Origin of the sequence: Rhodococcus cerastii (genome assembly GCF_033042195.1) — a bacterium.
In the GTDB taxonomy this organism is placed as follows: Bacteria; Actinomycetota; Actinomycetes; order Mycobacteriales; family Mycobacteriaceae; genus Rhodococcoides.
Window position 1 is genome coordinate 1 of sequence record NZ_JAWLKF010000009.1, and the last position, 20879, is coordinate 20879.

Genomic DNA, 20879 nt, shown 5'->3' on the forward strand with positions numbered 1-20879 from the left:
CCTCAAACGCGCCATCGCCCGCGAAATATTCGGCCTACTGAAGCCCACACCCAGCCCTTGACAGACATAGGAGCATCATTCAGTGGACGGGAGTGGAGCCTGCGGAATGACCCACAAGCGCAGTTCGGGGGTCAATGTCACATTGAGTGGACTTCGTTCGGGAGGATTGCGGGGTGGAGTATGCCTCGAATGCAGACGATGGGACACGGATCGCGTACACGGTGGTGGGGTCCGGCCCGCCGTTGTTGATGGTGCACGGCAGTTTTCTAACGCACACGATCTGGCGGACGTTCGGCTATGTGAAGGCGCTGCGCGGCGCTCGGCAGTTGATTCTCATCGACAGTCGCGGGCACGGCCGCAGCGAGAAACCCCATTCTCCCGACGCGTATGCGATGAGCACGATCGTCGGCGATCTGACGGCGGTGCTCGACGCGGTGGGCGCGGAGACCGTCGACTATCTGGGGTATTCGTTCGGGGCTCGGGCCGGGTTGGCGCTGACGGCAGCGGCTCCCGAGCGAGTGCGATCGCTGGCCGTCGGCGGCGGTAGTCACGGCGCTCAGGCCGGCGCGTTCGATCGCCTGTTCTTCCCCGGGTGCGCAGACGTGTTGGAGCAGGGTGGCATGGACGGGTTCCTCGAGGCGTGGAACAGCCACCGTATGTTCCCGATCGATGCCGGTACGCGAGCGGTGTTCTCCACCAACGACGCCCAGGCCATGGCCGCGTACATTCGAGCATCCGACGCCGATCCGGGCCTATCCGACGACGCGTTGCAGCAGTTCACCCAGCCGTCGCTGTTCTACGTCGGCAGTCAGGACGGCACCAGGCTCGACGACACCCGAGCTGCCGCGGCGCTGGTACCGAACTCCGAATTGCATGTCATCCGCGGATTCGATCACGCGACAACGATGGCGGCGTCCACCGAAGTGCTCGGGATTCTCGAACGGTTCTGGGACAAGTGACCTGAGCGTCCACTATTCGCCTCGAGAATCGGGATCCCGCCTCCCACCGCAAATAGTGGACAGCCACATCACCTCTTGAGTGCAGGGAACTGGTCGTCACGCCACTCGGTCTCCAGCGGTCCGACGGCCGCGTCCTCGCGGGCGCGCAGTTCCACTCGGCGGATCTTGCCCGAGATGGTTTTCGGTAGCTCGAAGAACTCGATTCGGCGCACCCGCAGGAACGGCGCAAGGTGCTCGCGGGCGTACTTGAGGATCTCGAACGCGGTGTCCTCGTTGGGTTCCCAGCCCGACGCCAATGCCACATACGCCTTGGGGACGGCCAGTCGCGTCTCGTCGGGGGCGGGCACCACCGCGGCCTCGGCAACGGCGGGGTGTTCGATGAGCACGCTTTCGAGTTCGAACGGGGAGATCTTGTAGTCCGAGGCCTTGAACACGTCGTCGGTGCGGCCGACGTAGGTGATGTAGCCCTCGGAGTCCCGTGATGCGACGTCGCCGGTGTGGTAGTAACCGTCGGCCATGACAGCGGCGTTGCGTTCGGGGTCGCCGAGGTATCCGGTCATCAGGTTGAACGGCTGCTGCGCCAGGTCGAGGCAGATCTCGCCTTCGTCGGCGAGTTCGCCGGTGGTGGGGTCGACGATCACCACCGGCACGCCCGGCAGCGGCCTCCCCATCGAGCCGGACTTGAGTACCGCGCCGGGTGTATTGGCAACCAGCGCAGTGGTTTCCGTCTGGCCGAACCCGTCGCGGATGTTCAGGCCCCACTCCCGCTGCACCCGCGAGATCACCTCGGGGTTGAGGGGCTCACCTGCTCCGATGGCCTCGCGTAGCGAACCACCGCCACCGGCGAGGTCGGCTTGAATCAGCATGCGCCACACCGTCGGTGGAGCACAGAACGTCGTCACCTCGGCCCGGCGGATCTGCTCGAGCAACGCTTTCGCGTCGAATTTTCCGTAGTTGTAGATGAAGATCGTCGCCTCGGCGATCCACGGCGCGAAGAAGCAACTCCACGCATGCTTGGCCCAACCCGGCGAGCTGATGTTCAGGTGCACGTCGCCCGGACGCAGACCGAGGAAGTACATGGTGCTCAGATGCCCGACGGGATAAGAGATCTGGGTGTGTTCGACGAGCTTGGGCTTGCTGGTGGTGCCGGAGGTGAAGTACATGAGAAGGCGGTCGGTGGGAGCCGTCACGGACTCGAACGGTACGGCCTCGACAGAACGAGCCTCGGCATAGTCGACCCAGCCATCTCGAGCGGAGGTGGCGATGCGCAGGTAGTCCCCGGGTACGTCGTCGAATTTGCCGGTGTCCGAGGGGTTCACGATCACTGCGCGCGCATTGCCGCGCACCACACGGTCGGTCAGGTCTGCGGGCCCGATGGCAGTGGTGGTCGGCATCAACACCGCGCCCAGTTTCATCACCGCGAGCATCGCTTCCCACAGTTCCACCTGATTGCCGAGCATCAGGATCACCGAGTCGCCGCGGCCGATGCCCTGTTGCTCGAGCCACCTGGCGACCTGGTCGGAACGACGCGCGATGTCGTCGAAGCTGTACTTGGCCTCGCTGCCGTCCTCTTCGACGATCCACAACGCAGTGCCGTCGTTGCCACGGGCGATCGCGTCGAACCAATCGATGGCCCAGTTGAACGTCTCACCGAACGACGGCCACTCGAAAGTCTCTACGGCGCGGTCGTACTCGCCGTAGGAGTCGAGCAGCAGGTCGCGAGCGTTCCTGAATGCCGTATGTGCCGATTCGGCCATGCTTCCTCCGTAGCCTGTGATGCTCATCACCGCCACGGTAGGGGAGATGAACAATCCCGCGCTACCCCTGAACGGGGGTGAGAACTCGGCTAGCCTCGCTCACCGTGGCCATCGGATACTTCGCGATCGCAGGTGCGCTGGGGTTAGTTCACGCCGCGTTTTCCGGCTACTGGGCTGCAGGTGGCCGATGGATGTTGAACACCGTCGGATCATTCGCCACGGAATGGGTCGAGACCGAACCGCAGACTGCGCGAACAGCACTGCTGGTGCTCACGCTGCTCAAACTTGCAGCGGCAATTCTTCCCGCCCTCGCCTACATGAACCGGCCGCGCCTGGCAGCACAGAACCGGACCAGGCTGCCGGCGATCGTCCTCGGCATATCCTGGCCCGGCTCGGTGCTGCTGATTCTCTGGGGCGGAACGTCGTTCGTCGGAGCGGTGATCGGCCTGATCGCCTCGGACGAGAACCGAAGCGTCAAGTACGGGCACCTGTTCTTCGACGGCATCTTCCTGCTCTGGGGTGCCACCCTGCTGACGGCGCTGATCCTCTCGCGGAAAGCGCCGTACCAGCCGCGCTAGATGCGCTCGCCTGTTTCCGGGTGGAAGAGGTGGATTGCTCCGTCGAGGCGCTTCAGTCCGATGCTCTCTCCGATCCTCGCCGGGGCACGCACTGCCGAACGCGCAACCAACGACACGGGTCCCCCGTCGAGTCCCTTCACCTTCGGGTCGTCGAGGTGCGCGTACACGTACGACTCGCTGCCGAGCTCCTCGATGAGATCGACCTTGCCCTCGAAGCCTTCGCCGCCGCCGTGGACGATGCCGATGTTCTCGGGCCGCATTCCGATGGTGACCTCGTCGATCCCCAGGCTCGCGAGCTTGGTCAGCTCGTCGCGCTCGAGCGGGAGCAGGAACTTACCGATCTGCACGCCGCCCGAGCCGATGGGTACCGTCATCAGGTTCATCGCCGGGGAGCCGATGAATCCTGCGACGAACGCGTTGACGGGGTGGTCGTACAGGTCTGTGGGAGAGGCGAACTGCTGCAGCTTGCCACCACGCAGGACGGCGACGCGATCACCCATCGTCATGGCCTCGACCTGATCGTGGGTGACGTAGACCGTCGTGGTGCCGAGCCGACGCTGCAACGCCGCGATCTGCGTACGCGTCTGCACCCGCAGTTTCGCGTCGAGGTTGGACAGTGGCTCGTCCATGCAGAACACCTGCGGCTCACGAACGATGGCGCGGCCCATGGCAACTCGCTGACGCTGGCCGCCCGAGAGCTTGCCGGGCTTGCGATCGAGGTACTCGGTGAGATCGAGCAGACGGGCCGCTTCGGCCACGCGTGCCTGACGCTTCTCGAGGCTCACTCCGCGCATCTTGAGCGCGAAGCCCATGTTCTCGCCGACGGTCTTGTTGGGGTAGAGCGCGTAGTTCTGGAACACCATGGCGATGTCGCGGTCCTTGGACGGGACGCCCACCATGTTCTTGCCGCCGATTTCGATTGCGCCGCCGTCGATCTCCTCCAGACCGGCGAGCATCCGAAGTGCGGTGGACTTGCCGGAGCCGGACGGTCCGACCAGGACGACGAACTCGCCGTCCTTTATGTCGAGGTCGAGGGAATCGACGGCGAGCGAATCGGCACCTTCGTAGACGCAGGATGCCTTCTTGTACGTGATTGCAGCCATGAGACTTTCTCCTATTTGATGGCGCCGAAGGACAGACCGCGCACGAGCTTGTTCTGCGCGAACCATCCGGCAAGGACGACGGGGAGTGCTGCGAACGTCGCAGCGGCGGAAAGCTGGGCCCAGTACAGGCCCTGGCCGGTGATGAATCCGACGAGGTACACCGGAATCGTCTGGGCCTGAACGGCAGTGAGGTTGACGGCGAAGAAGAACTCGTTCCACGAGAAGATCACGCAGATCAACGACGTCGCTGCGATACCGGGAGAGACGAGCGGCAGGATCACCTCGCGGACCGACGTCCACAGCGACGCACCGTCCATGCTGGCGGCCTCGAGCAGTTCCGACGGCACCTCCATGAAGAACGAGCGCATCATCCACACGGCGATAGGCAGATTCATCGCGGTGTAGAGAATCACCAGTGCCCAGATGTTGTCGAGCATGCCGATGTCACCGACGATGACGTACAGCGGAACGATGACGGCCACGACGGGCAGCATCTTGGTGGAGATGAAGAAGAACAGCACGTCCTGGGTTTTCTTCACCGGCCGCAGCGACAGCGCGAATGCTGCCGGAACACCCAGCAGCAGAACGAGAATCGTCGAGACGATCGTCGCGAACGCCGAGTTCAGCAGGGTGGTGCCGATGCCGCTCTCGAGGACACCTCGATACTGATCGAGGGTGGGGGTGAAGATCAGCTTCGGCGGGTTGGAGTAGGCGTCGGCCTCCTGCTTGAAGCCGGTGATCACCATCCAGAGAACCGGGAAGAAGAAGGCGATACCGGCCACCCAGGCAACGAACGACCAGATCGTGCCCGGGCCCCACTTGCTCTTCTTCCGGATCTCCTGCCCGTCGGAGGTCTGCGCGACGGCCTTCTTCTTGCTCGTGGTTGCCGTGCTCATCACGCCGCCTCCTCGTTTGCGCTGAAGCTCTTGAAGATCAGTCTCAGCGCCAGTGTGCTGAGAACGATGGTTGCCACCACGGTGACGACGCCCATGGCCGCGGCCTGACCGATGTCGAAGCCGAGGAAGGCACGCTGGTAGATGTAGAACGGCAAGTTCGCCGACGCGACTCCCGGTCCACCGGAGGTCATCATGTAGACGGCATCGAAGGTGTTGACCAGATAGATCGCACCGAGGACGGTGCCGAGTTCGATGAAGCGGCGCAGGTGCGGCAACGTCAACTCACGGAAGAGTTTGAACGGGCCTGCCCCGTCGACACGCGCAGCCTCGGCGATGTCCTTCGGCATGGACTGCAGGCCGGCGAGGATCAGCAGCATCATGAACGGCGTCCACTGCCACACGAGGTTCGTCATGACCGCGGCCAGCGGGAACCGCGACACCCAGTCGATCTCACCGACTCCGAACGGGCTCAGCGCGAAGTTGATCAGGCCGAAGACGGGATCGAACATCGTCGTCTTCCAGATCAGCGCACCGGCGACCGGGGTGACGAGAAACGGGGTGATCAGCAGCGTGCGAATCAGGCTTCGTCCGATGAACTTTCGATCGAGCAGCAGAGCGAGGGCCAGGCCGAGGACCACCGAGATGATCACGGTTCCGACGATCATGATCACGGTGTTCATCGCGACCTCGCGGAACTGACTGTCGCGGAACACGTCGATGTAGTTGTTCAGACCGTTGAACTCACGCGAACCCGGACGAACGAGGTTCCAGGACTGCGTCGAGTAGTACAGCGTGAACAGGAACGGGATCTGAGTGACGATGATGGCGAACACCAACGCCGGCAACAGTGGCCCGCGTCGACGCCACCCCTCTGCCTTGGAGATGGTTCTCGGTCTCGGTACGAACTTCTCCGGTTCGGCCGGAGCCGTCCGTTCTTCGGTGGTGGTCATCCCTGGTCCTCCTGGTACGTCCTGCCGACCACTTCGGCGTATTGCTGCGCTTGGTCGAGCGCGTCGTCGACGCTGATCTGTCCGGCGATCGCGGCACTGATCTGTTGGCTGACCCGGGTACCGAGGTCCTGGAACTCCGGAATGGTCAGGAACTGGACTCCGGTGTACGGAACCGGATCCACGGTGGGGTCGTTCGGGTCGGCACTGTCGATGGAGTCGAGGGTCAGCTGACCGTAGGCCGCCGACGCCTCCGCGTACTCGGGAATCTCGTAGGTCGAGAGTCGACTTCCGGGAGGCACACGCTCCCACCCGAGTTCGTTACCGACCTTGTTCAGATATTCCTTGCTGGTCATCCACGAAACGAACTTCCATGCCTCGTCGGGTGCCTCGCTGGTCTTGGGGATGCCCAGTGCCCAGGAGTACAGCCAACCGTTGTCGCCCTTGGCCGCCGACGGGGCCTTGGCGTAACCGATCTGCCCGACGACGTTGCTCGACGACGGGTCCTCGAGGACCGAGACGGCCGAGGTGGCGTCGTACCACATGGCGGTGTTGCCCTGGGAGAGTTGCGTTCCGCACTCACTGAACCCACTGGTCGCCGCGCCGGCCTGACCGTGCTCACGCACGGTGTCGACGTAGAACTGCACGGCTTCGCGTACCTCGGGACTGTTCAGCTGGGCGTTCCAGTTCTCGTCGTACCAGCGGCCGCCGAACGCGTTGATGACCGTGTTGAGCGGTGCGAGCACCTCACCCCAGCCGGGCTTGCCGCGCAGGCAGATTCCGGACAGGCCCGGGCTGTCGAGAGCGGCTGCGGCGTCGGCCACCTGCTGCCAGGTGGGCTCGGCAGGCATGTCGATACCGGCCTGCTCCATCAGATCCTTGCGGTACATCAGGAACGACGATTCACCGTAGAACGGCACCGAGTACATGCTGCCCTCGTACGACAGCGACTCCTTCAGCGTGGGAATGAAGTCGTCCTCGTCGTAGCCCGGCGTGGCGTCGGCGTACTCGGAAAGATTGGTCAGCCAACCGTTCTCGGCCCACTGCGGGGTCTCGAAGTTGCTGATCATCACCACGTCGAACTCACCGCCGCCGGTCGCGACCGAGGCCGTGATCTTGGCTCGGGCCTCGTTCTCCGAGAGCGACACGAACTTCAGGTTGATACCCGGGTTCTCCGCCTCGAACTCCGGAGCAAGCGAAATGGCATCGGACATCTGCGAATTCGAGACGATCGCGACGGTGACCGTCGTACCGTCACCATCACCACCGAACGAGCCGGCACCGGCACATCCGGACACCACCAAGGTCGTCGCGAGCGAGGTCGCGACAACCACCTTCGGTAGAACTTTCACTGAGATACCTTTCCATTCGACGCTGATGTGGATCGATCCACAAGCCAACGCGCACTTTCGATGTCGGTGACCAAGATCGATGCCAGTCCACCGCGCAGTGCACCGAGCAGCGCTTCGTGTTTTCGTTTTCCGCCCGTGACGAGCACCGCCCGATCGCAGGCCCTGATGGCGTCGAGCCCCACCGACACGGTTCGGCCGGGGAGTGATCCGCCGGTGTCCTTGCCGTCGGCGTCGTAGAACCGTCCGCCGATCTCACCGACCGCACCGAGTCGGCGCAGTTCGTCGAGCACCTCGAGGTCGATGAAGCTGCCCTCGAACAATGTGGTGGACGTGGAAACGGGACCGATGCCGTACATCATCACATCGGCATCGGTCCCGGCTTTGAGTGCGCGAGAGATCACGGAGTCCTGCTCCAACGCAACGACAGTAGCCTGATCGGCGTACAGCGGCGCATTGAGCCTGATGGGTGTCGCCTGCAGGTACGCAGCGCACCGTCCGAGTGTGTACTCGACGCCGGTCTGGTAGTCGGCCGAGGTGATGGAACCGTCGAGTTGCACCACCGCAGCACATTTGGTGGACCTGGTCTTGAGCGAGCTGGCGACCGCCACCGTCTCGGGTCCCCAGGTGAAGCCCAGCACATCCTTGTCCTGGAGCCGACGAGAGAGCAGCGTCGCCGCTGCCCGGCCGAGGGAACCGTAGCCGGCGTCCGTGCCGTCGATGACGTCCGAGACGACGAGCACCTCGGTCAGCCCGAACTGCGCTTCGAGTTCACGCTCGATGTCGGCGTGCACGGTGCCCTGCAGGTCGTCGGGAACGTTGATCTCGATGGTCACCAGTCCCTGGGTGCGAGCGCGTGCAACCAACCGCCCTGCTGTGGGGCGTGAGACACCGAGCTTCACGGCGATCTCGGCCTGAGTCGCGCCTTCGAGGTGGTACATGGTCGCGGCGCGCAGAGCCAGGCGCAGATCCTCTCCGGACCGCGGAGACTTCGACCCCGCCGGACCGGATGACGATCCATCCATTTCGCCTCCCAAGTTGTGAGCAGATGCTCAGCTCGTGCTCATCTGCTCACTAAGCTAACATTAAGGTGTGATCTACACAACACCCCCCGACGGCGGGCGGCCCGTGCCACAGTCCATGCAGGCCAGCGTCCTCACCGCAGCACAGGAGATACGACTCGAAGAACGGCCCGTCCCCACCCCCGCGCCCGATCAGGTCCTCGTACAGGTCACGGCGGTCGGGGTGTGCGGTTCCGACGCGCACTACTACCGGGAGGGGCGCATCGGCGAGTACGTGGTCGACGGCCCCCTGGTACTCGGGCACGAGGCCGCGGGCGTCATCGTGGCCGTGGGCAACGACGTCTCCGACACCCGCGTCGGGCAGCGCGTGTCCATCGAGCCGCAGCGCCCCGATCCCACCAGCGCTCAGTCCCGCGCAGGCCGCTACAATCTGTGCCCGGCCATGGAGTTCTTCGCGACGCCGCCCATCGACGGCGCGCTCGCGGAGTACGTGTTGATCCAATCGACCTTCGCCCACGACGTCCCCGACGACATCTCCGACGAGGCTGCTGCGCTCTTCGAACCGCTGTCGGTGGGCATCGCGTCGGCCCAGAAAGCGCGGATCTCCGCGGGCTCGAGCGTGCTCATCGCGGGAGCGGGGCCCGTCGGGCTCGTCACCGCGCAGGTCGCGCGCGCGTTCGGTGCCACCGAGGTGATCGTCACCGACATCGACGCTTCCCGCCGGGCCAACGCGCAGAGGTTCGGCGCGACTCGCGTGCTCGACCCCGCCGCCGAGGACGTGCGCTCCCTGACGGTCGATGCGTTCATCGACGCGTCCGGTGCGGCCCGAGCCGTGATCGACGGCATCCACGCGGTCCGGCCCGCAGGCACGGTCGTCCTCGTCGGCATGGGTGGATCAGATTATCCGCTGCCGATCTCGCTGATCCAGAACCGAGAATTGCTGCTCACCGGCGTCTTTCGCTACGCCAACACATGGCCGATCGCACGCGCGCTGGTGGCGTCGGGCATGGTGGATCTCGACGCGATGGTGACGGCGCGATTCGGGCTCGATGGCGTCGAGGATGCATTGAACGCAGACAGGCAACCCGGAAGCATCAAAGCCGTAGTGATTCCAGGACTTTCGAAGGAGAACGACGCATGAAGTTGAACTCGCAGAACCTCGCCGACTTCATCGAGGACGTCGCGGTTCCGACGTACGACCGATCCGAGGTGACGGTCGGCATCGTGCATTTCGGTGTCGGCGGCTTCCATCGCGCCCACCAGGCGATGTACGTCGACCGTCTGTTGCAGCAGGGGCAGGCGCTGGACTGGGGAATCTGCGGCGTCGGCGTACTGCCCGGCGACCGGAGAATGAACGACGTCATGCAGGCACAGGACTGCCTGTACACGTTGGCGCTCAAGCATTCCGACGGCACGTGGGACACCCGCGTCATCGGTTCCATCGTCGAGTACCTCTTCGCACCGGACGACGCCGAGGCCGTGATCGAGAAGATGGCAGCCGACACGACGAAGATCGTCTCGCTCACCATCACCGAGGGTGGCTACAACTTCTCCGCGACGACGGGCGAGTTCGACGCCGACAATCCGGCCATCGTCGCCGACCTCGCCGACGGCGCTGTTCCCGCAACGACATTCGGCCTCGTGATCGAAGCATTGGCTCGACGCAAGAGCCGCGGAATGGCACCGTTCACCATCATGTCCTGCGACAACATCGAGGGCAACGGACACATGGCGCAGTCGACGTTCACCGCGTTCGCGCGCCTGAAGGACCCGGCGTTGGCCGACTGGATCCAAGCCGAGGGCGCGTTCCCCAATTCGATGGTCGATCGCATCACGCCGGTCACGACACCGGAAGTGACCGAGCAACTTTCGTTGCGCTACGCCATCGACGATCAGTGGCCCGTTGCAGGCGAGCCGTTCACGCAGTGGGTGCTCGAGGACAACTTCACCCTCGGCCGTCCACCGCTGGAAGAGGTGGGCGTGCAGGTGGTCGAGGACGTCACCCCCTACGAGCTGATGAAGCTGCGGTTGCTCAATGCCAGCCACCAGGCGCTCGCGTACTTCGGCTACCTCAGCGGCTATCGCCTCGTCCACGAGGTGTGCCAGGATTCGCTGTTCGCCGACTTCCTGCTCGCCTACATGGACGAGGAGGCGACCCCGACGCTGCAGCCGGTCCCCGGCATCGATCTGACCGACTACAAGAAGACGTTGATCGAGCGGTTCTCCAACCCCGAGATCCGCGATACCGTCGCTCGCCTGTGCGCCGAGTCCTCGGACCGAATCCCCAAGTGGCTCTTACCTGTCATCCGCAAGAACCTCGAGACCGGCGGTGAGATCACCCGCTCCACCGCAGTGGTGGCCAGTTGGGCTCGATACGCCGAGGCCGTCGACGAGTCCGGCGAGCCCATCGAGATCGTCGACCAGCTCAAGGATTCACTGGTGCCGATCGCGCAGAGTCAGCGCGAGAACCCCACGGCGTTCATCGCCAACCGCGCAGTGTTCGGGGATCTGATCGACAACGAGCGGTTCGTGGCCGAGTACACGAAACAACTGTCGTCTCTGCAGGAGCGGGGAGCACGCGAGACGCTGGAATCGCTCAGGTCGACTCACTGAATCGTTCGGCGTCTCGAACCTGACCGGAGACGATGACGGTATCGCCCGCACCGATCACCGTGTCGGCCGTGGCGTAGGTGAATCCTTCGCCCTGTCGCTTGACCGCGACGACGGTGACGCGATGTTTGGTGCGTATTCCGCTTTCGCCCAGCTTCTTTCCGATGATGGAGGCGGGCGGAGAGGTCTTGATCATGGCGAAACCGTCGTCGAATTCGATGTAGTCCATCATTCGGCCGCGCACCAGATGGGCGACGCGCTTACCCATGTCGTGCTCGGGCCGCACCACATGGTGCACGCCGATCTGGTTGAGGATCTTGGCGTGCGCGTTGCTGATCGCCTTGGCCCAGATGTTGGACACCGACAGGTTGATCAGCGCGGACGCGGTCAGCAGACTTGCCTCGAGATCGGATCCGATGCCCACGACTGCGCGGTCGTACTCGTGAACCGACAGTTGGCGCAACGACTCCTCGTCGGTGGTGTCGGCCACGGCCGCGTGTGTGAGTCGGTCCGAGACACGTTGCACCACAGCCTCGTCGGTGTCGATGCCGAGGACCTCGACGCCCTGGCCCATCAGTTCCAGCGCCAGCGACTTGCCGAAGCGGCCGAGGCCGAGGACGACGACGACGTCGGAGGACGGTTTCCTAGCCAATGAACGGCCTTTCCGTGGGGAGCGTGTAGCGCCGACCGCGGTCGCGGGCGGCGAGGGCGCTGACGAGAGTGATGGAACCGATGCGGCCCAGGTACATCAGCACGATCAGGATCATCTGTCCCCACCCGGGCAACTGTGCGGTGATACCGGTCGACAGACCGACGGTGGCGAAGGCCGAGACGACCTCGAACAGCAGGACGTCGAGGTCGAAGTCCGTGCCCGCCAGCAACGCGACGACCGGGAGCATGACCAACGCGACGCCGATCAGTGCCACGGTCAACGCCTGACGTTGCACGCGCGCGTCGATCCGACGATCGAACACCGTCACCTCTCGGTCACCTCGGATCTCGGCCAGGATGACGAACAGCAGTAGTGCGAACGTGGTGACCTTGATGCCGCCTGCGGTTCCGCCGCTGCCACCACCGATGAACATCAGGACGTCGGTGACCAGCAGGGTCGCGTTGTCGACATCCGCGTAATCGACGCTGTTGAACCCTGCGGTTCGGGGCATGATTCCCTGGAACGTCGCGACGAGCATCTTGTCCCAGAAGCCGAATCCTCCCAGCGTTCTGGACCACTCGAAGAGCATCACGACCGTCGGTCCGAGTACCAACAGAACTCCGGTGACGGTCAGCGTCAGTCGTGTGTGCAGCGACCAGCGGTGGGGCGAGCGACCGCCCTTGGCTCGGGACCGAACTCGACGGGCGATCTCGAAGAGAACCGGAAATCCGATGCCGCCCAACACGACCGCGATCAACAGTGGAATGCAGATCCATGGATCGGTGGCGAACCCGATCATGTTGTCGCTGAACAGCGCGAAGCCGGCGTTGTTGAACGCGGAGACCGCATGAAAGGTCCCCAGCCACAGAGCACGACCGAGAGACTCGTCGTATCCGAGGAAGAAGCGCGCCGCGAGGGCTGTCGCGACGACGCTCTCGATGATCAGACTGGTGCGGAACACGCCGACGACGACGCTCCGGACATCACCCAGCCCCGAGGTACGCACCTCCGCGGCCGCGTTGAGCCTGCCGCGCAGACCTATTCGATCGGCAAGGACCAGACCGACCAGGGACGCGATCGTCATGATCCCGAACCCGCCGATCTGAATCAGGGCAAGGATCACGCCCTGCCCGAATCCCGACCAGTACACCGGAGTGTCCACCACGATCAGGCCGGTCAGACTGACGGCCGAGGTGGACGTGAACAACGCCTGCAGAAACCCGGTCTCGCTGCCGGGCACGGTCGCCGCCGGCAGCGACAGCACGCCCGCACCGATCGCGATGGCGAGCGCGAACCCTGTGGCCATGACCCGAACCGGCGTCGGCCTGAAGATCGCGGACCATCGCGATGCCTGGTGAGCGTCTGTCACCCGAGAAACAGTACGCTCCGCTTCGCCCCATGCGAGTGGAAGAGCCGCTTCGCGGCACGTGCACGAAAACTCGTAGCAGAGGTCGAGTTTCCGTGCACCTGGGTCATTCCGCGGGCTCCACTCCCGCGCACCTGCGCGTCAGCGCTCCACTCCCGCGCACCTGGGTCATTCCGCGGGCTCCACTCCCGCGCACCTGCGTGTCAGCGCTCCACTGCCCGCGGCCCCAATGCACTGATGTTCGACGCGATATCGGCGACTCGGCCCACGAACGTGTGGTGCGTGACGCCCGACGAGTGGGGCGTCATCAGCACGTTGTCGAGTTCGCGAAACGGCAGCGAACTCGGTTCGCCCACACCGTCCGGCCCCGGGTAGCGGTACCAGACATCGATGGCAGCTGCGGCGATCTCGTCGCGAGACAGTGCGTCGAACAGTGGCTGTTCCTGCACCAAGGGCCCACGGCCGACGTTGACGAGTATCCCGTCCTCACCCAGCCTCCGAAGTTCGTCGGCACCGATCATCCCGCGAGTGTGCTCGTTCAGCGGTGCGGAGACCACGACAACATCCGCGAAATCGGCGAGCCTCGTCAAACCCCCTGCATCAGCGACCCATTCGAGGCCCTCATCCGGAGCTCGTCCACTCCCGGTGACCGCAGCGCCGGTTGCCCCATAGGCCTGGAACAGTTGCCAGGTTCTTCGACCGATATGCCCGAAGCCGACAAATCCGATGCGGGCACCGCTCAGCGACAACGGTTGCGCGATGGTCGGGTCGTAGACGGCGGTCACGAACCGCCCCTCGCGCAGCGCCCGATCCTGTTGCAGAAACTTACGTCGCAACATCACGGTCGCAGCAACGACATACTCGGCAATCGACTGCTCGTGGTGAAACGTGTTGCACACCTGCACATCGTCTGCCAATCCGGAACGATCGACATTGTCCGTTCCAGCGCCCGCGACGTGCACCATACGCAGATTCGGCGCAGCGGCACCCATGGCCGCACTGAACTTGCCGCCGACGTAGACGTCCGCGTCGGCAAGTTCGTCGATGACCCGACTCTCGTCGAACGGTACGCACCACACCACCTCGGCATCGGCGGGCAGACCCGACTCGAACTGCTCCCGATGCGGCAGCACATTACGGTCGCCGACGACGATCTTCATCCGCGCACCGGAACTCATCGCACCAGGGCCGGCCGCTTGCTGTCGAACGTCCATCCCTCGATCAGGTACTGCATACCGATGGAGTCGTCGCGGGAACCGAGACCTTCCTTCTGGTACAGCTCGTGCGCCGCATCGATCTGCTCGAAGTCGAGCTCGACACCCAGACCCGGCTTGTCGGGCACGGTGAGGTAGCCGTCCTCGATCGTGAACGGCTTTTTGGTCACTCGCTGTCCGTCCTGCCAGATCCAGTGCGTGTCGATGGCCGTGATCGTTCCTGGAGCGGCCGCGGCGACGTGGGTGAACATGGCCAGTGACACGTCGAAGTGATTGTTGGAGTGCGAACCCCACGTCAGACCCCACGCATCGCACAGCTGCGCTACGCGGACAGAACCGGCCATCGTCCAGAAGTGCGGGTCGGCCAACGGGATGTCCACGGCACCGGATCGGATGGTGTGGCCCATCTCGCGCCAGTCGGTGGCGATCATGTTGGTCGCGGTCTGCAACCCGGTGGCGCGCTTGAATTCGGTCATCACTTCTCGACCGGAGAATCCGCCCTCCGGTCCGACGGGGTCTTCGGCGTAGGCCAGGACATCGCGCAGTCCACGGCACGTCTCGATGGCGTCCTTCAACAACCAACCGCCGTTGGGGTCCAACGTGATTCGAGCCTCGGGGAATCGCTCGGCCAGTGCGCGCACCGCAGCGGCCTCCTCGGCGGCGGGCAGCGCACCACCCTTGAGCTTGAAGTCCTGGAATCCGTATCGGGCCTGCGCCGCCTCGGCGAGGCGCACGATCGACTCGGGATCCATGGCCTTCTCGTGCCTGATGCGCATCCAGTCGTCTGCCCCGGCGGCCTCGTCGGCTGCACCACGGTAGGCGAGGTCGGTCTTGGTGCGATCGGCGACGAAGAACAGGTAGCCCAGAGCCTGAACCTTGTCACGCTGTTGACCGTCTCCCAGCAACGCGGCGACGCTGACGCCGAGATGCTGGCCGAGTAGATCCAGTAACGCCGATTCCACCGCGGTCACAGCGTGAATCGCGATCCGCAGATCGAAGGTCTGCGCGCCACGGCCCCCGGCATCACGATCCGCGAACGTGCGGCGCATCTCGGCCAGCACGGCGTTGTACCGTCCGATGCCCTGGCCCTCGACGAGTACCCGCGCATCGTCGAGAGTCTGCCGAATCGCCTCTCCACCCGGCACTTCACCGACGCCGATGCGCCCATCCGAATCGGTGAGCACCACCAGATTGCGGGTGAAGTACGGGGCGTGGGCTCCACTGAGGTTCAGCAGCATGTCGTCGTGACCGGCAATGGGAATGACGCGCATCTCGGCGACGACGGGGGTGCTCGTGGGGACGCTCATGTCCGACCTCTCTCATACGCCATCGGTGACTCGGCTCACAGACGAGACTAGGACTCCCGATCGATTCATGTCCAAGACCATCTGCGCATCGACCGATGCAGTAGTGGCATCGGTACGCACAACGGGAGCCCATCACACCTGGCAGCGCGATCGATACCGAGAGTGGATCGAATACGACTTTTTTAGACTTGGACATGTATCGATCGCCCTTCTACCGTGGTGAGCTATGAGCCAGGTCACGCCTCGGCGTCAGTGCACGCACCGCATCACAGCCCTAGGAGTCACCCCATGACAGCGTCGACGACACAGTCCACCAATCTCACCGGCCGGATGATCATCGCCGGCGTCCCGGTATTCGGTGCCGGCGCGCAGATTCACGGAATCGACCCCAGCACCGGCAGAGATCTCGAACCCGCCTATGGGCACGGAGACAACAACGACGTCGAGAAGGCCTGTGCCGCAGCGGCCGACGCATTCGCCGACTACCGGGCCACGTCCTCGGAGACCCGCGCGCAGTTCCTCGAGACCATCGCCGACAACATCGCAGCGCTCGGCGACACCCTGATCGAGCGCACCGTCGCCGAGTCGGGGCTTCCGCTGGCCCGCATCACCGGCGAGGTCGGCCGCACCACCGGGCAACTGCGTCTGTTCGCTTCCGTTCTGCGCGAGGGTAGTTGGAACGGAGCCCGTATCGATCCGGCCCAGCCCGAACGCGCGCCCCTCCCCCGCGCCGACATCCGCCAGCGACAGATCCCCCTGGGACCGGTAGCAGTGTTCGGAGCCAGCAACTTCCCACTCGCCTTCTCCGTCGCCGGCGGCGACACCGCGTCCGCCCTCGCAGCCGGATGCCCCGTAGTGGTCAAAGCACACGACGCCCACCCGGGAACGTCCGAGTTGGTCGGCCGCGCAATCGCCGACGCGGTGTCCTCCACCGGAATGCCCTCGGGCACATTCTCACTGCTGTTCGGCTCCGGCCGCGGACTCGGTACCGCTCTGGTGACGGACCCTCGCATCAAGGCCGTCGGCTTCACCGGATCACGCTCGGGCGGAACGGCTCTCGTCGCCGCGGCGGCCGGTCGCCGCGAGCCCATCCCGGTGTACGCCGAGATGAGTTCCATCAACCCCGTGTTCGTCCTGGACGGCGCACTCGCCGCCCGGGGAGCCGAACTCGGCCGCGCCTTCGTCGCATCGCTGACCATGGGCTCGGGCCAGTTCTGCACCAACCCCGGTCTCGTCATCGCCGTGGACGGCCCCGGCCTGCAGTCCTTCACCGAGGCAGCAACCGCCGCTGTCCAGGAGTCCACACCCACCACGATGCTGACCCCGAACATCGCCGCGAGCTACGCCGAGGGCGTCGACACTTTGAGCGAAGTCGTGACCGAGCTCGCCAGGGGTACCGACGCACAGGCCCCGAACGCCTGCCGCGCAGCGCTGTTCGCCACCGACGCCGATACGTTCCTCACCTCCGACGCAGCGCAGGCCGAGGTGTTCGGCGCGTCGAGCCTCATCGTTCGTTGCACCGATGCACAGCAGGTTCGCGACGTCGCCGCGCTCCTCGAAGGGCAGCTGACCGCCACTGTCCATGCCGACGAGTCCGATCACGCCGAGGCAGGCAAACTCCTCTCGGTTCTCGAACTCAAGGCAGGCCGCATCCTGTTCGACGGATGGCCCACCGGCGTCGAGGTAGGCCACGCAATGGTCCACGGCGGTCCCTTCCCTGCCACCTCCAATTCCCGCACCACCTCGGTCGGATCTCTGGCCATCGAGCGCTTTCTGCGTCCTGTTTCCTACCAGGATGTGCCGAAGTCTCTGCTGCCCAGTGCAATTGCCGACGGCAACCCAGAGGGCATCTTCCGCCGCGTCGACGGCCAGCTCACCCAAGACTGACTCACCCCCACCTAGTTCTCGAGGAGACCACCATGCTCGACGGAGTCCTGTTCTTCCCCGTCACCCCGTTCACTGCCGCCGGTGAGGTCGATTACGACCTGCTGGCCGCGCACATCGCGAAGGGTGTCGATGCGGGACCCGGTGGAGTGTTCATCGCGTGCGGCACCGGCGAATTCCATGCTCTCGAAAGCGAGGAGTTCGGCAAGATCGTGCGCACCGCGGTCGACGTCGTTGCCGGCCGCGTACCCGTGTACGCCGGTGCAGGCGGATCCGTCGCCCAGGCAAAGGCATTCGCGGCGAGCGCGGAGGCCAACGGAGCCGACGGAATCCTGTTGCTCCCGCCCTATCTGGTGACGATGCCGCAGGCCGGGTTGGTCAACTACACCAAGGCCGTTGCCGGCGCCTCGGATCTGCCACTGATCGTCTACAACCGCGGCAACGCTCGCTTCACCGAGGACTCGGCCGTCGAGGTGGCGCAGCTGCCCACCGTCGTCGGATTCAAGGACGGCACTGGTGATCTCGATCAGGTCGGCCGCATCGTTCGCGCGGTACTGGACGCGCTGGAACCGTCGGGCAAGCCCTTCCAGTTCTTCAACGGCCTGCCCACCGCCGAGGTCTCGCAGCAGGCCTACCGGGCCATCGGTGTCACGCTGTACTCCTCGGCAACGTTCGCCTTTGCGCCCGAGCTTGCGCTGGCGTTCTACCGATCCCTCGACAGCGGAAACGAGAAGCTCACAGCCGCACTGCTGCGCGAGTTCTTCCACCCGCTGGTTCGCCTGCGCGACAAGGTTCCCGGCTACGCCGTCTCTCTCATCAAGGCAGGCGTGACGATGGAGGGCATCGCGGCAGGCCCCGTGCGTCCGCCACTGGTGGACATCAGTGCACCGCACCTCGAGGAACTGACCGCGATCGTCGCCGCCGGCCGGGCCGCGCTGGCGGACGAGCTCGCGGTGCACTGATGCAGGATCCGATTCTGATCACCGGCGCTCGGATCACCCCGATCGCGTTCGTCGACCCTCCGTTGCTCAACACCGTCGGTGTACATCAGCCGTACGCACTGCGCGCCATCATCCAGCTCGATACCGATGCAGGCGTCGTCGGACTCGGTGAAACGTACGCCGACACCGCACACCTGGCTCGTCTCGACGCGGCGGCCCAGGCCATCACCGGCCTGGACGTGTTCGCACTCAACGCGATTCGTGACGCCGTCGACTCCGTACTCGGAACCCTGTCGATCACCGGTGGTGACGGCGTCGCCGGAATGATCACCACGGCCAGCACCACCGACCGTGTGTTCTCACCCTTCGAGATCGCCTGCCTGGACGTCCAGGGAAAAGTACTGCAACGACCGGTGTCGGATCTGCTCGGCGGCAAGGTGCGCGATTCGGTTCCGTTCAGCGCGTACCTGTTCTACAAGTGGGCTGCGCATCCCGGGCAGCAGCCCGACGAATGGGGTGAGGCGATCGATCCGGAAGGCCTGGTTCGGCAGGCTCGAAAGATGATCGACGAGTACGGCTTCGAGGCCATCAAGGTCAAGGGCGGCGTCTTCCCGCCCGACGAGGAGATCGCCGGTATCAAGGCCCTGCGGGAGGCATTCCCCGGGCTACCGCTCCGGCTGGACCCCAATGCAGCGTGGACCGTCGACACCTCCATCCGCGTTGCCGCCGAGCTCGACGGCATCGTCGAGTATCTCGAGGACCCGACACCAGGACTCGACGGGATGGCCGAGGTCGCGCGAGAGGCGAAGATGCCACTCGCCACCAACATGTGCGTCGTCGCGTTCGATCATCTACGGCCCGCGGTGGTGAAGGATTCGGTGCAGGTGGTGTTGTCCGATCACCACTACTGGGGCGGCCTGCAACGATCGAGGTTGCTCGCCGGTATCTGCGAGACCTTCGAGCTGGGTCTGTCGATGCACTCGAACAGCCACCTCGGCATCAGTCTGGCCGCCATGGTGCACCTGGCCGCGGCGACGCCCAATCTGACCTACGCCTGCGATACGCACTGGCCGTGGAAGAACGAGGACGTCGTCGTACCCGGGGTGTTGAACGTCGTCGACGGTGCGGTGGCCGTGCCCACCGGGCCGGGGTTGGGCATCGAGATCGACGAGGACGCCCTCGCAGCGCTGCATCAGCAGTACCTCGACTGCGGTATCCGCGATCGCGACGACACCGGCTACATGCAGAGCATCGATCCGAGCTTCGAGAACACGTGCCCACGCTGGTAGGGGGCTAAACTCGCCAGCAGGTCGTGGGGACCGTGCGAGAGGCTAGTGGTGTGAACAGTGGCTGGCAGTACTCTCCTGCGTCGGTAGCGCGGACGTCCGGGGTCAATTGCCTCGTCAGCGGGTTGGTCGGTGTCGTCATCGTCGTCGCGGCGTCCCCCCGGGCCGCCGCGGTCCTGTGTGCGTTGGCTGTGCTGTGGTGCGCACTGGGCGTCTACATGATCGCCGCAGCACCGGTACTTTCCCGGCGGCTGTACCTGTTGATGCATCTGTCGGGCCTGACGAGTATCGCCTTGTTCTGCACCGCTGCGGGCGGCGAGATCGCGGCTTTGTCCGGGATCTTTCTCCAGCTACTGTTGGTGACGCCGGCGTTCATCGTCCTGCCCAACCGTATCGCTTGGCGTACAACGGTTCTCAACGCGAGCTACATCGCGTACCTGGGCCTCGTGGAGGGAGACCTGCACCCTGTTCTGGTGGTCAACGCCGAGCTCGTCCTCGTGGCAATCGCGATCTCTGCGGCCTGGGTCCAGAGCGTTGCATCGACCTCCGAGATCGACGATCTGACCCGACTCGCGAATCGGCGGCGATTGACCAGAGAGCTGGACGCTCGGCCGGGAACGGTCGCGAGCGGAAAGATCGACGCCGTCGCCGTGGTGGACATCGATCACTTCAAGGTGATCAACGACGACTTCGGGCACGCGGCAGGCGATCACGCACTCGTCACCGTCTCGGATGCATTACGCAACTGCCTCCCGCCGCAGCATCTGCTGAGCCGCTCGGGCGGCGACGAATTCACCGTGCTGTGCGTCACCGGCACGGGTGCCGAGCTGCGCACCGCCATCGATCGAGTGCGGACGGAGTTGCCCGCGGACCTGACGATCTCGGTAGGGGTGGCATGTCGACAGGACGGAGAGACCGCCCGCGCGACCCTCGAGCGCGCCGACCGAGCGCTGTACGAGTCGAAGAAACTGGGCCGAAACCGAACGACCATGCACGACTGACGTTCCA

18 protein-coding genes are annotated in these 20879 nt (G+C 64.7%); 8 read left to right on the forward strand and 10 right to left on the reverse strand.

The genetic code is table 11. The features are described 5' to 3' along the window. Positions 1 to 173 precede the first annotated feature (173 nt). A complete protein-coding gene (locus R3P93_RS16145) occupies positions 174 to 959 on the forward strand; it encodes an alpha/beta fold hydrolase (protein ID WP_317533452.1) in 786 nt (261 codons plus the stop codon). Positions 960 to 1027: 68 nt separating this feature from the next. On the opposite strand, the gene R3P93_RS16150 is transcribed toward R3P93_RS16145, so the two are convergent. Next, positions 1028 to 2743, reverse strand: a complete 1716-nt coding sequence (locus R3P93_RS16150) for an AMP-binding protein (RefSeq protein WP_394855314.1) — start codon at positions 2741 to 2743, stop codon at positions 1028 to 1030. Positions 2744 to 2820: 77 nt separating this feature from the next. On the opposite strand from R3P93_RS16150, the gene R3P93_RS16155 reads away from it, so the two are divergent. Next, complete coding sequence (locus R3P93_RS16155) at positions 2821 to 3294, forward strand: DUF3995 domain-containing protein (protein ID WP_317533453.1); 474 nt, start codon at positions 2821 to 2823, stop codon at positions 3292 to 3294. Here the strand turns inward: R3P93_RS16155 and R3P93_RS16160 are convergent. Genes R3P93_RS16160 through R3P93_RS16180 form a run of 5 tightly spaced genes read right to left on the reverse strand, consistent with a single transcriptional unit; the run spans position 3291 to position 8614 of the window. Beyond that, a complete protein-coding gene (locus R3P93_RS16160; protein WP_094640485.1) occupies positions 3291 to 4397 on the reverse strand; it encodes an ABC transporter ATP-binding protein in 1107 nt (368 codons plus the stop codon). The two genes, R3P93_RS16155 and R3P93_RS16160, sit on opposite strands and share 4 nt — an antisense overlap. Before the next feature lie 11 nt (positions 4398 to 4408). Further along, positions 4409 to 5293, reverse strand: coding sequence for a carbohydrate ABC transporter permease (locus R3P93_RS16165; RefSeq protein ID WP_068049004.1), 885 nt, complete (start codon positions 5291 to 5293; stop codon positions 4409 to 4411). Next, positions 5293 to 6243, reverse strand: a complete 951-nt coding sequence (locus R3P93_RS16170; protein ID WP_037196012.1) for a carbohydrate ABC transporter permease — start codon at positions 6241 to 6243, stop codon at positions 5293 to 5295. The genes R3P93_RS16165 and R3P93_RS16170 overlap by 1 nt, the downstream gene beginning before the upstream one ends. Continuing rightward, on the reverse strand, positions 6240 to 7592 hold the full coding sequence (locus tag R3P93_RS16175) for an extracellular solute-binding protein (protein WP_441344161.1): 1353 nt from the start codon (positions 7590 to 7592) through the stop codon (positions 6240 to 6242). Before R3P93_RS16175 ends, R3P93_RS16170 begins: the two co-directional genes overlap by 4 nt. Continuing rightward, complete coding sequence (locus tag R3P93_RS16180; RefSeq protein WP_094640484.1) at positions 7589 to 8614, reverse strand: sugar-binding transcriptional regulator; 1026 nt, start codon at positions 8612 to 8614, stop codon at positions 7589 to 7591. Before R3P93_RS16180 ends, R3P93_RS16175 begins: the two co-directional genes overlap by 4 nt. A 115-nt stretch (positions 8615 to 8729) precedes the next feature. Here R3P93_RS16180 and R3P93_RS16185 point away from each other — a divergent pair, with 115 nt between their 5' ends. Continuing rightward, entirely contained in the window at positions 8730 to 9752 is a 1023-nt protein-coding gene (locus R3P93_RS16185; protein WP_149407089.1) for an NAD(P)-dependent alcohol dehydrogenase, read from the forward strand. After that, entirely contained in the window at positions 9749 to 11224 is a 1476-nt protein-coding gene (locus tag R3P93_RS16190; RefSeq protein ID WP_149406951.1) for a mannitol dehydrogenase family protein, read from the forward strand. Before R3P93_RS16185 ends, R3P93_RS16190 begins: the two co-directional genes overlap by 4 nt. Here R3P93_RS16190 and R3P93_RS16195 read toward each other — a convergent pair. The 4 genes from R3P93_RS16195 to R3P93_RS16210 all read right to left on the reverse strand — a co-directional run bounded on the left by R3P93_RS16195 (position 11208) and on the right by R3P93_RS16210 (position 15760). After that, on the reverse strand, positions 11208 to 11873 hold the full coding sequence (locus tag R3P93_RS16195) for a potassium channel family protein (protein ID WP_149406950.1): 666 nt from the start codon (positions 11871 to 11873) through the stop codon (positions 11208 to 11210). The two genes, R3P93_RS16190 and R3P93_RS16195, sit on opposite strands and share 17 nt — an antisense overlap. Beyond that, positions 11866 to 13179, reverse strand: coding sequence for a TrkH family potassium uptake protein (locus tag R3P93_RS16200; RefSeq protein ID WP_317533524.1), 1314 nt, complete (start codon positions 13177 to 13179; stop codon positions 11866 to 11868). The genes R3P93_RS16195 and R3P93_RS16200 overlap by 8 nt, the downstream gene beginning before the upstream one ends. Positions 13180 to 13442: 263 nt before the next feature. Beyond that, a complete protein-coding gene (locus tag R3P93_RS16205) occupies positions 13443 to 14399 on the reverse strand; it encodes a 2-hydroxyacid dehydrogenase (protein ID WP_317533525.1) in 957 nt (318 codons plus the stop codon). A gap of 14 nt (positions 14400 to 14413) precedes the next feature. Beyond that, positions 14414 to 15760: an enolase C-terminal domain-like protein gene (locus R3P93_RS16210; protein ID WP_317533454.1), complete on the reverse strand. Its 1347-nt coding sequence runs from the start codon at positions 15758 to 15760 to the stop codon at positions 14414 to 14416. 288 nt (positions 15761 to 16048) lie between these two features. On the opposite strand from R3P93_RS16210, the gene R3P93_RS16215 reads away from it, so the two are divergent. Genes R3P93_RS16215 through R3P93_RS16230 form a run of 4 tightly spaced genes read left to right on the forward strand, consistent with a single transcriptional unit; the run spans position 16049 to position 20872 of the window. Beyond that, positions 16049 to 17647: an aldehyde dehydrogenase (NADP(+)) gene (locus R3P93_RS16215; protein ID WP_149406947.1), complete on the forward strand. Its 1599-nt coding sequence runs from the start codon at positions 16049 to 16051 to the stop codon at positions 17645 to 17647. 32 nt (positions 17648 to 17679) lie between these two features. After that, complete coding sequence (locus tag R3P93_RS16220) at positions 17680 to 18606, forward strand: 5-dehydro-4-deoxyglucarate dehydratase (protein ID WP_317533455.1); 927 nt, start codon at positions 17680 to 17682, stop codon at positions 18604 to 18606. Then, entirely contained in the window at positions 18606 to 19874 is a 1269-nt protein-coding gene (locus tag R3P93_RS16225) for a glucarate dehydratase family protein (RefSeq protein ID WP_394855315.1), read from the forward strand. Before R3P93_RS16220 ends, R3P93_RS16225 begins: the two co-directional genes overlap by 1 nt. A 50-nt stretch (positions 19875 to 19924) precedes the next feature. After that, positions 19925 to 20872, forward strand: coding sequence for a GGDEF domain-containing protein (locus R3P93_RS16230; RefSeq protein WP_317533456.1), 948 nt, complete (start codon positions 19925 to 19927; stop codon positions 20870 to 20872). The last annotated feature ends 7 nt before the right edge of the window (positions 20873 to 20879 follow it).